Origin of the sequence: Streptomyces chengmaiensis, from assembly GCF_029846775.1 — a bacterium.
GTDB lineage: Bacteria > Actinomycetota > Actinomycetes > Streptomycetales > Streptomycetaceae > Streptomyces > Streptomyces chengmaiensis.
Map to the genome: position 1 here is coordinate 18911 of NZ_JARWBG010000087.1, position 11031 is coordinate 29941.

Annotated in this window: 9 protein-coding genes; 3 read left to right on the forward strand and 6 right to left on the reverse strand. The window is 69.4% G+C overall.

The window, feature by feature from the left end; translation table 11 throughout:
• The first annotated feature begins 231 nt into the window (after positions 1 to 231).
• On the forward strand, positions 232 to 1449 hold the full coding sequence (locus tag QCN29_RS34900) for a helix-turn-helix domain-containing protein (RefSeq protein ID WP_279933213.1): 1218 nt from the start codon (positions 232 to 234) through the stop codon (positions 1447 to 1449).
• Positions 1450 to 1579: 130 nt separating this feature from the next.
• Here QCN29_RS34900 and mpaD read toward each other — a convergent pair whose 3' ends face one another.
• The 6 genes from mpaD to QCN29_RS34930 all read right to left on the reverse strand — a co-directional run bounded on the left by mpaD (position 1580) and on the right by QCN29_RS34930 (position 8686).
• On the reverse strand, positions 1580 to 2803 hold the full coding sequence (gene mpaD / locus QCN29_RS34905) for a daptide-type RiPP biosynthesis aminotransferase (protein ID WP_279933215.1): 1224 nt from the start codon (positions 2801 to 2803) through the stop codon (positions 1580 to 1582).
• A gap of 41 nt (positions 2804 to 2844) precedes the next feature.
• Positions 2845 to 4125, reverse strand: coding sequence for an MFS transporter (locus QCN29_RS34910; RefSeq protein ID WP_279933223.1), 1281 nt, complete (start codon positions 4123 to 4125; stop codon positions 2845 to 2847).
• A gap of 76 nt (positions 4126 to 4201) precedes the next feature.
• Positions 4202 to 5389 (reverse strand): ATP-grasp domain-containing protein, encoded by a 1188-nt coding sequence (locus QCN29_RS34915; protein WP_279933216.1) that lies wholly within the window; start codon positions 5387 to 5389, stop codon positions 4202 to 4204.
• On the reverse strand, positions 5386 to 6585 hold the full coding sequence (locus QCN29_RS34920) for an ATP-grasp domain-containing protein (protein ID WP_279933217.1): 1200 nt from the start codon (positions 6583 to 6585) through the stop codon (positions 5386 to 5388). Before QCN29_RS34920 ends, QCN29_RS34915 begins: the two co-directional genes overlap by 4 nt.
• A gap of 35 nt (positions 6586 to 6620) precedes the next feature.
• Positions 6621 to 7859, reverse strand: a complete 1239-nt coding sequence (locus tag QCN29_RS34925; protein WP_279933218.1) for an ATP-grasp domain-containing protein — start codon at positions 7857 to 7859, stop codon at positions 6621 to 6623.
• Positions 7860 to 7876: 17 nt separating this feature from the next.
• Positions 7877 to 8686 carry a 2OG-Fe(II)-dependent halogenase WelO5 family protein gene (locus QCN29_RS34930; protein WP_279933219.1) on the reverse strand — a complete coding sequence of 270 codons (810 nt, stop codon included), beginning with the start codon at positions 8684 to 8686 and terminating at the stop codon, positions 7877 to 7879.
• 387 nt (positions 8687 to 9073) lie between these two features.
• On the opposite strand from QCN29_RS34930, the gene QCN29_RS34935 reads away from it, so the two are divergent.
• Both QCN29_RS34935 and QCN29_RS34940 read left to right on the forward strand, forming a co-directional pair.
• On the forward strand, positions 9074 to 10198 hold the full coding sequence (locus QCN29_RS34935) for a 2-deoxy-scyllo-inosose synthase (protein WP_279933220.1): 1125 nt from the start codon (positions 9074 to 9076) through the stop codon (positions 10196 to 10198).
• On the forward strand, positions 10198 to 10923 hold the full coding sequence (locus QCN29_RS34940) for a cupin domain-containing protein (protein ID WP_279933221.1): 726 nt from the start codon (positions 10198 to 10200) through the stop codon (positions 10921 to 10923). The genes QCN29_RS34935 and QCN29_RS34940 overlap by 1 nt, the downstream gene beginning before the upstream one ends.
• Positions 10924 to 11031 lie beyond the last annotated feature (108 nt).

The window sequence follows — 11031 nt, forward strand, 5'->3', positions numbered from 1 at the left end:
AAGGTTCAGATGGGCAAGAGGTCGACACCCCGCAGCGCCATCGATCCGGGGCTAGCGGCCCCTTCTGCCAGTTGAGCTTGCCAAAAGTTGCCAACGTGGTCAATCGATATTCGACGCTCATCGCAAAGTTGTGGCAGAACGTCAGGCAGTAAGTTTGCCAATCCGCCTGCAGGCGTCTAAAGTGACCGGACGGGGGCTGGCCGCATCCGAAGACTTGAATGTAGGACTCACATGGCAACAGAGTCGTCCTTCGGGCTCCGCCTCAAGGTGTTGAGGCAACAGCAAGGACTCTCCCAAGCCGCACTGGCTGGCGACGAAATCTCGACGGGGTACCTGTCGCGTCTGGAATCAGGTGCCCGGAACCCCACGGAACGGGTGATCGCCTATCTTGCCAAGCGGCTGGACGTCGACCGTTCGGCGTTTTTCATCCAGCCGAGCAGCAGTTCGCTCACTCAGGCACTGAGCCTTGCCGCCTCCGCGGACAGCAGCGAGGCAACCGAGGACCTCATCGATGTCTTCGCCACCTGCCGGGATGAGGACCCGCTGCTGCGCTGGCAGGCGCTGTGGCTGATCGAGCGGTACTGGCACGAGCGCGGCGACCACGCCCAGCAGCTGGCCTGTCTCGAAGAGCTGACCGGCATCGCCGACGACCTCGAACTGCCCGCACTGCAGTGCAGGTCCAAGAGCCGGCTCGCCCGCTGCCTGCGGGCCGCGGGTGACATCACCCGCGCCCTCGACTTCGCCGTCAGCGCTCACCAGGTTGCCAAGCAGGTCGGCCTGCCCGTGTCCGACGAGGCGAACGCGCTGCTGGCCCTCGTCTCCGTCGAGGCGGAGGCGGGTCGGCTGCCCGACGCGCGGGCGCATGCCGAAGAGTTGGTCGAGCTGGTGGCGGAGGCGGCGGAGACCCTGCGCGCCGAAGCGCTCTGGTCGGCCGCCACGGTCTGCTCGCGCCAGGGTGACGATGCCGCCGCGCGCGCGTTCCTGCAGCAGGCCATGGCCATCCTGGACAGCCGCGTCGCCCCGGTGCTGTGGGCACGGCTGCGGCTGGCCGCGGCCTCCCTGCACCTGCAGGGCAGCCCGCCGTCCACCGAGTCCGCGCGCGCCTACCTGAAGGAGGCGCAGGCGGCGTTCGCCCTGGTCGGTACGCCGGTCCAGCAGCAGGAGATCCTGGTGCTGCAGGTCCACCTCGCGTTCGAGGAGGGCCGGTACGCCGAAGCCCGGGCGGCCTACTCCCAGCTCGACGTCGACAAGCTGATGCTCAACTACCGTGACCGGATCCGGCTGCAGACCCTGGACAGCAGGCTGCTGATCGTGGAGGGCCGCCGGAAGGAAGGGCTCGCCCAGCTCAAGCAGTTGGGCGAGGACGCCCGACGCGCCGCGAACCTCGACCTGGCCGCTGAGATCTGGCAGGTCCTGGCCGAGACCCTGGAGCACACCGCAGCCGGCTGACACCCGGTTCCGCCGTGTCGGCGCCCCGTCGACACGGCCGACGTGCCACATGGCCACGAACGCCTGTGGAGGCTCCACACCGCTACCGGTGTGGAGCCTCCAGGCGTTTCGTACCGCGAGCGGGCGGTTCTCAGATCTCGTCGAGGGCGGCGCGCAGGCCGCTGGCGAGCTCCTCGAACTCATCGGCGGTGTAGGTCAGCGACGGGACGAGCATGATGAAGTCGGTACCCGGCTGGACGATCAGGCCGCGGCGGCGGCACGCCGCGGTGAGGACGTCGGAGGGTACGGACAGCTGGATGCCGCGGAAGCAGCCGAGGCCTCGGGTTTCGACGACCAGCGGGTGGGAGGAGATCTCCTCCAGGAGGGCATCGAGCTTCAGGGTGAGCTTCTGCGCCAGGGCGACCGCGTCGAGGCGTTCCATTTCCGCGATGGTGGCGATGATGGCGGCGCAGCTGGTGGGCGAGCCGGCCTGGGTCTCACCGTGGAACAGGACGGCGTCGGTGCGCTCGAACATCTCGCATACGTCGTGGGAGACGACGATGGCGGAGGCGGCGCACGTGCCGTTGGTGAGGCCCTTGGACGTGATCATCACATCGGGCTTGAAGGGCCAGTTCTGGGAGGCGAAGTAGCTGCCGGTACGGCCGAAGCCGGTGGCGACCTCGTCGGCGACCACGAGGAACCCGTACTGCGCGCGGAGGTCTTCGATGGCGCCCAGCAACTCGTCGGAGACCGGGTGGGCACCGGTGCCGAGGACCGGTTCCAGGATGACGGCGGCGATCTTGTCACCTTCCCTGGCCAGCAGCTCGACCAGTTCCGTGACGTCCTCGTGACTGACGTGACGGACCTTGCTGCGGTCGATGCGGTAGACGTCTTGCCCCAGCGGCTGGCCCGTCAGGGCGAAGCTGCCGTAGGTCAGGCCGTGCCAGCTGTTCCTGAGGCCGACGACCACGTCGCGGTTGGCTTCGCCGCGCAGCGCCTGGTAGTGGCGGACCAGCTTCATCATCACGTCGTTGGCGGCGCCACCGGAGGTGGAGAACAGGATGCGGCCGAAGTGGTCGGGGCCGCTGACGCCCAGCAGCGCGCGGGCGGCCTGCTCGGCGAGGTGGTGGCCGCCGCGGAAGAGGGGCAGGTAGGACGCGGTGTTCAGGCAGTCCGTGATGGCCTCGGTGACGGCCTTGTTGCCGTAGCCGAGGTTGGCGTTCCACAGGCCGCTCATCACGTCGAGGGCGGAAGTGCCGTCGGCGAAGTGGACCCGGTTGCCTTCGCAGCCGATCCCGTGGACCTCGGGCCGCCCGTAGCGGCTGGGCTGGACGAGCGATTCCCACAGCGGGTAGCGGTCGGTGTTGACGGTCATGTGAAGCCTCCCAGTTGGTGGTTGATGCCAGAGATGTCTTGTCAGCTCGTCTGTTCGGTGTGCTCCGCCGAGCCCAGGGACTTCCTTCCGACGAGGGCGAAGGCCAGCCATCCGATGACGGAGATCACCGCAATGGTCGAGATCGCGTTCCACAGGCCGATCCGTTCGCCCAGGACGCCGCTGATCAGCGCGCCGAGGGGGAAGGGGCCGTAGGTGAGCATCCGGTAGGCGGCGGTTGCTCGGCCGATCACATCGAGCGGGATGACCGACTGCCGGAAGGCGACGACGTGGACGTTGTAGATCGTCAGGCCGAAGCCGTAGATGCCGAAGGCCAGGACGGCGAGCAGGAAGCTGGACCAGTCGGAGCCGCCGGTCAGGACCAGCAGCAGTGGGGCACTGGACGCCACGCCCATCGACACGACCAGGGTGGACGAGAAGCCGAGGCGGTCACCGAGCGGTTTGGCGGCCATCGCGCCGAGCAGGGAGCCGAGGGCGCCCAGGGCCAGGACGGTGCCGACCCCGCCGGCGTCCATGTGCAGTTCCTTCACCGCATACACCAGGAACAGGGTCATGACGGCCTGCTCGCAGAAGTTGAACCAGCCCGCCTGGAAGGTGAGGACGCGCAACACCCGGTGGCGCCAGAGCAGGCCGAAGCTGGTGAAGATGTCGCTGAACCTGGGCCGGTTCGCCGCGGTGTTCCCCGTGCGCGCGGGCTCGCGGTGGCGGATGAGGTACAGGACGACGAAGGCGGCCAGGTACGATGCGACGTTGGCGAGGATGGCAAACCAGGCGCCGAGGGACTTGGTCAGCAGGCCGCCGAGGCCGGGGCCGCCGATTTGCGACACCGAGTACGAGGCCTGCAGTTTGCTGTTGGCCTCGACCAGGTCGTCCTGCCGCACGATGACCGGCAGGTACGCAATGTAGGCGACCTCGAACACCGCGGTGCAGGCGCCCACCACGAAGGCGATGGCGCACAGCGCTGGGATGGACAGGGCGTCGGCGAAGTACAGCACCGGAACCACGGCCAGGGCGAGGGCGCGCCCGAGGTTGACGCTCAGGAGGATCCGGCGGCGGTCCCACGTGTCGATCAGCAGACCGGCCAGCGGGGTCACGCACAGGGCCGGCAGCAGCTGCATGCCGGTCACCAGGCCGACCTCAGAGGCGCCGGCGTCCAGCACCCCGAGGACCAGCAGGGGCAGGGCGAGTTGGGTGACCTGCGCTCCGATCTGGGCCACGGTCTCGCCGGACCAGAGCTTCAGGAAGTCGTAGTTGCGCCACAGGCCCCGGCGGGGCGGGGGTGCCGTTCTCGGCGCGGTTTCCATGTTCAGCACGTACTTCTTCTCCCCTGCTTGCCCGGGCCGGCTCCGCCGCTGCGGGCGGCGCCGGCCGAAGGCTCGGCTAGTCGTCGCCCTGGTAGACCGGGACGCCGTTGTCCAAGAGGTGCAAGGCTTCGGCGACCTGCTCATGCGAGCCGGCCAGTACCGCGTGCCCGTTGCGCCCTCCGATGCCGCGCGGGGCGTCGGTGACCGCACCCTCGGGCTCGAAGTAGCAGATTTCGTGCAGTACCTCGGAGAACGGCGGCACGATCGTTTCGTCCAGGGTCACCGGGTGCCGGAAGGGCGTCTCGCCGTCACCGTTGAAGAACCTGATGGCGGCGCGCTCCACCGAGGGTGCCTTCGGGGACACAGGGATGCCGACGGCTGCGCCGAGTTCCGCGAGGTAGAGGTTCCATCCGGTTGCCAGGGCCACCAGCTGCGGGATCTGGTCGCCCGCGGGCCGTCCGGCGACCTCCATCAGCACCGGGCCGTCCGCCGTCATCCGGAACTCGGCGTGGGATACGCCGGCTTCCATGCCGAGGGCGTCGAGCACGCGGAAGGTCTCCCGCTCCAGCTGCTCGCGGTCTGCGTCGGGCAGCACGGCCGGCGACACGTGGCCCACCTCCGCGAAGTACGGCGGCCTGCTCAGGTGCTTCTCGGTGACCGAGATGATCTCGGTCTTTCCCGGGTCCCAGGTGACCGCTTCGACGCTGTACTCGGTGCCGGACACGTAGCGGTCGACCGCCACCCGGCCGGTGCGCGCGGCGCCCATCGCGAAGGCGAAGGCCTCCGGCAGGTCGTCCGGGCCGGGCACGATCTTGACGCCGCCGCTGCCGCCGTAGTCGGTGGGCTTGACGACGGCCGGGTACCGGCCGCCGATCAGCCGCTCGCATTCGGCAAGGTCCTTTGCTACGCCGAGCTGCGGGGTCGGAAGGCTGAGTTCCCGCAGGCGGGCGTGCATGACTCCCTTGTCCCGGAAGTGGCCGGCGGGCATGCGGGTGGCCGGTACGCCGAGCTGTGCGGCGACCTCGCGGGCGAGGTCGGTGGATAGCTCTTCCCAGCACAGGACGGCGTCCCACGCGAAGTCGGCGGAGCGGGCGGCGGTCAGCATCGACTCGACGGAGAACCGGTCGCCGGCCCGCCACCAGTCCACCAGGCTGACGGGGATGCGGTGGGCGAGGTCGATGACCCCGACGAAGTGTCCGGCGTCGCGCAGGGAGCGCAGTCCGAACTCCTTCTTCTCGCCCAGTCCCGCGATCAGTACCCTCACCGCCGGTCCTCCTCGAACGTGGACAGAGCCTTGTCCAACTGGGCGAAGGCACTGTCCGTCGGGCACCGCAGCAGGCCGGCGCCGTGCAGCTCGGTGATCCACTTCTTGGTGGCCTCGGCATCGGCGACGGTGACGATGACCTGCATGTGGTCGGTGTCGGCGAAGCACCGGTTGGTGGGCGTGCGGGCGGTGACCATCATGAGGTCGCTGCCCTCGGGCTCCGCCGGCAGCGGGTTGCCGGGGACCTCGGTGGACGGCAGCTCGATCGCGACCAGGCGCTGCGTGACCTCGGGGAGGTCCTCGCCCGCGGCGACTGCGACGAAGACCGAGTGCGGATCGGTGCCGGTGGCGACGGAGTCCAGGTCGGACAGGCCGCCCAGCCGGGCGTTGATCTCCAGCAGGCACAGGTCCCCGTCGACCACCGCGAAGTCGATCTGCCACGGTCCGTACGGGACCAGGTTCTGCTCGATGTCGCGGATCAGCCGGTCCAGGGAGGCGGCGGCGCGCTCGGGCAGCGCGAAGGGCATGGCCCGGGCCCGGAAGGAGGGGTCCAGTCCGGTGTCCAGGCTGCCCAGGGAGGCGACCGGCCAGCGCACGTGCGAGCCGCCGGAGCTGATCACCTCGACCCCGCACTCGAAGCCCTGCTGGAAGCGCTGCACGATCACCGGCAGCCTCGGCTCGCCGACCAGCACCGCGTCCAGGTCGGCCGCCGACTCCACGAAGAAGCGGCCGTCGCCCGCCTGCGACAGGGCTTCCTTCAGTACGACAGGGAAGCCCAGCCGCTCCACGGCCGCGCGGAGCTGACCGGCGTCGGTGCACACGGCCCCCTCGGGCACCGGCCAGCCGCGCGCGACCGCCGTCTCGTGTAGGGCCACCTTGTCGCAGGCGACCTCGGCGAACGCGGCCGGATGAGCCAGGAAGTGGCCGTCCCACTTGGCCACGGCCTCGCCGTACGCGAGGGGGAGCTGTTCCTGACCGTGGGCGTACGGATTGGCGATCGCCACGTCCGCCTGCTCCTCAGCCAGGACCTCCAGGACGTCTGCGGCGGTCCAGTCGAGGCCGAGGCGCCTGACTTCAACGTCGAAGCCGTCGAAGTCCACCGCGGAGTACACCACTACGTCCGTGATGCCGCGTGCTCGCAGCCCCGGAAGGATCCGGGCGAGTTTGTACTCGCCGAAAATGACCGCCTTCGCCATCTGCCTGCCCCTGTCAATGGAATCGTCGTGCGTTGTCATTGGTTCTTCTGGTCGACGAGGGGGGTGCCGGCGAGCGAGACCTTGTTCGCCAGCGCCAGCAGTCGCTCGTCCACGTCGGAGACGGTGTCTCCGGTCGCGATCACGAAGCCCGCGCGGCCGAGGAACTGCCTCGGCGGCAGGCGCAGTTCGGTGCCCGGTTCGCTGACCCGCCGCACCTCGTGCACCCACGGCTCGTCGGTGAGTCCGGCCGGGACCTCGATGTCGTGGAACGCCAGGTCCGACGCGGGATAGAGGAAGCGGATGCCGACCAGTCGGTCCGGCTCCGGCATCGGCTCGGGTGCGCGGCCGGTGGCGACGGCGCCGAGGACGCCGCCGATCGACAGGCCGGGAACCGCGATCTCGGCGAGGTGCGGGATGAGGTCGCCGCCGAGGCGGCCGTTGACCTCGACGACCTTGGGCCCGTCGGCGGTGAGCATGAGCTCGGTGTGGGTGACGGCGCGGTCGATGCCGAGGGCCTCGTTCGCTGCGATCACCACCTCGCGGACCGCCGCCTCGGTTTTGGCGTCGAGGACCTTGCCGACGACGTGCGCCACTTCTTCGAAGTACGGCGGGTAGTCGGTGCGCTTGGCGGAGATTGAGAAGGGCACGACCCTGCCGTCGAGCACCCAGCTGTCCACGGCGATTTCCGGGCCGGCCAGGAACTCCTCCACGAGGACCAGGCGGTCCTCGATGGACGGGTTCTCCGCGTCGCGGACGAGGGCGAACGTCTCCCGCAGCTCGGCCTCGGAGCGCACGATCCGCACCGCGATGCTCGCGGCCTGGCCCCGGGGCTTGAGCACCACGGGGTAGCCGATGGTGTCGGCCGCGGTCACTGCCTCGGCCACGGAGCCCACGAGGAGGTGGCGGGCCGAGGCGACTCCCGTCGCCTGGAAGCGCTCGCGCTGGCGGGCCTTGTCGCGGCAGGCCCGCGCCGCCTCGACCGGCATGGTGGCCACGCCGAGTTCGGCGCCGACCTCCGCGGCCACCCGGACCTGCATCTCGTCCCAGGTGAGGACGCCGGCCACGTCGTGGAGCGCGGCGAGCTCCTTGGCCGCGGCCAGTACCTGCGCCCGGTCCTTCAGCTCGACCTCACGGTGGTCGGCCACGTACCGCGACTGCCAGGCCAGGGGAGCCTGGGCGATCAGCAGGACGCGGTGGCGCCCGGCCAGACCGCGCAGCGCGTACTCGCGGAAGTGCTGGTCTCCGGATCCGATGACCAGGATGTTCTCGCTCATGTCCCGTCCTCCGGAGCTCAGATCCACGAGACGGCTTCGGCGAGCTCGTCGTCGTAGAAGCCGAAGAAGAAGCCCATGGTGATCCGGTCGGAGCCGGTGACCTGCTCGATGGAGTGGTAGTACGTGGGGTTGAGCAGGTAGACGTCCCCGGCCCGCGGCTTGAACTCGTGCGCCGGAGCGTCGCCCGTCACCGCCTCGTCGTAGCCGAGGCCGCCGACGATCTTGTACTCGTTGTCCTCCTCGGACCACCGCTTGCGGTGGATGCGCAGCTCGCCGCCGTCTTCGCACTCCTGGATGCACACCACGCAGCTGAGCTGGTGGCGCAGTTCGGCCAGGGCCAGTCCGGTGCCGGCGGCGTCGCGCATGATGTTGTCGTTGTGCAGGGGGGTGCGGATGTTGTCCGCGTAGATCCGTACGTTCTGCTGGGAGTAGCTACGGCCGTCGGCCTCGAACGCGGTGTCGAACCGCTTCAGGCCCAGTACTTCGGCCAGCCGCTGACGGGTCCGTGCGCCGAGGTCGACGCCGATGGACTCGGTGAACTCGTTGGCCTTCTGCGCCTCGGCGAAGTAGGCATCCGGCTCGTGCAGATGCTTGGCCAGGTACGGGCCGATGGTGGTGAGGCTGCCGTTGCTGTACCGCGTGGTCGACGCCTGGCCGAAGACCGGCGCCAGCCGCTCCCTGTTCGCGTCGAACAGGGACTCCGGCAGCAGGTTGCGCAGCACCACCACGGCCACCGTGCCGTCGACCAAGCGCCTGACCAGATCCGCTCCGTCGATGTCCGTGTCGCGATCGACGTCGATGACGATGCGACCCCATTGCTCAGTCACCCTAAGTACCTCCTGCCGTGTGGCTCATCAGGCGGTGCGATCCCCCGTCCGGAGCGGAACATTGCCATGGTTGCCAAGTCCTGGCAAGTGGTTGATGCCCAGCGTTGTCAAACGCCTCTGCCTGCATAGATGAGTGCATGCGCGCACAGTCAAGACTGGAGCGGTGTGAAAGTCGAGCTTGGGTGCGTCGGCGGGATGGTTGGGTGTTGGCATTGCCTTGCCAAGCGTTGCCAGGCGTTGTTACGGTCAGCGCCACCAGCCGGGAGATGGCGTGCCATCCGGCGACGACTGGCCGCGGCCGCACCCGGAGCGAGTTGCTCAGCCGCCCAACGCAAGTTCGAACCAGTGAATGGGGAAGTTGTGTCTCTGTTGGCCGAAGTTATGACCGTGAGCGAGCGCGAAATCCGCTTCGGCGGCGTGCGCTACGGGTTTTCCGTCGGACACGGTCCGACGTCACTGAGCGCCCTGACGCGCAGACTGGAGGGCCTCGACGCCGACCGATTCGTGATCGTCGCCGACTCCGGCCTGTCCGAGGAGCAGATCGACGAGATCGCCCGGTGCGCCGGCGAGGTCGCGCCCACCACGGTGCTGCCCGTCTTGGCCGACGAGAAGGCCAAGAGCCTCGACGTGGTCAACTCCCTCGCCGAGCAGCTGATCCCGACCGGGGTCACCCGGCGCTCCGTCATCATCGCCCTGGGCGGCGGCCTGGTCGGCAACATGGCGGGCCTGCTCAGCGCCCTGGTCTTCCGGGGCCTGCGCCTCGTGCACATCCCGACCACGCTGCTGGCCATGTCCGACTCGGTGCTCTCCCTGAAGCAGGCGGTCAACTCCAGCGTCGGCAAGAACCACCTGGGCACTTTCCACGCCCCGGTCTTCGTGTGGAACCACCTGGACTTCCTGCGCACACTGCCCGCGGACGAGATCCGCTCGGCGCTCTGCGAAATGATCAAGAACGTGCTGGGCATCGTGCCGGACCGGTACGAGGAGGTCGCCGCCCGGCTGCGCGCCGATGCCCAGTACACCCCGGAGGACTTCGCCTGGTTCATCGACCTGTGCGTGGACGCGAAGTCCGCCGTGATGCGCGACGACCTGCACGAGCGCGGCGACGCCCTCGTCCTGGAGTACGGCCACACCATCGGCCACGCGGCCGAGTTGCTCACCGGCGGCGAGCTGCGCCACGGCTACGCCATCGGCCTGGGCATGCTCGCGGCCGCCCGGATCGCAACGGAGCTGGGCCTGCTGACCGCCCAGGAGGAGGCCGCGCACCGCGAGCTGCTGGTCCTCAACGGCGCGCCCACCGTGCTGCCCGCGGGGGTGACCCTGGAGGGGGTGCTGCGCACCATCTCGCTCGACAACAAGCGCGGCTACGTCAGGGGCACCGAGGGCACCCGCGACCTCATCCTGCTGGAGGGACTCGGCAAGCCGCACCGCCCGGGCGGCGCCCAGATCACCCAGGTGCCCGAGGCCGTCGTCCGCCTCGGCATCGAGTCCATCACCGCCGAGGTGGCGTGATGGCGACGATCGTCCGCGGCGAGCGGTCCCCGTTCGGCCCGATCATCAATGACACCAGTGGTCTGGCAACGACCCACCGCCAGGTCGGCGGCGAGGGCGTGTGCCGGTGGAAGATGCTGATGAACGGCATGCACCTGGAAGGCGAGTGGAACTGCGTCGAGTACGTGGTCCTCACCCCCGGCGCCTCCGTCGGCGAGCACGTGCACATGCGCACCGAGGAGATCTACTACATCGTCCGTGGCCAGGCCGTGGTCGCAATGAACGACGTCGAACTGCACGCCGGCCCCGGCGACCTGATCACAACGCCGATCGGGGCGGCACACTCCATCGCCAACCGCACCGACGAGGAGATGCACTTCTTCGTCATCGAGGTGTTCCCGGGCGAGGGACGGGCGGCCGAACCGGCCCGGCTGAACGTCCCGGCCATCTTGCCGGACGCCGACGGCGTGCGCCGCGCGACCGTCGACCTGCGCCCGTACTTCACCGGTGACTGGCACTCCTTCGCCTTGCTGGACCTCCCGGGTGGTGACACTGTCACCGAGGAGGCGCAGGCCGGCCACGCACAGGTGCTGCACCTGCTGCATGGCAGCGCAGAGTTCGAGGTGAACGGCGGGCGGCACGAGGGCGGGCCCGGGCTGTCGCTCGCGATCCCGCCCCGCACCTCCTGGACGGTGCGATCGGCCGGACCGGTCTCCCTGATCAGCACCCGGGTGGCGGTCCGATGAACCTGGGACTCGACGGCCGGCGCGTGCTCATCACCGGGGCTGCCAGCGGGATCGGCGCGTCCACGGCGCTGGCCTTCGCGGCCGAGGGCGCCAGGCTCGGCCTGGTGG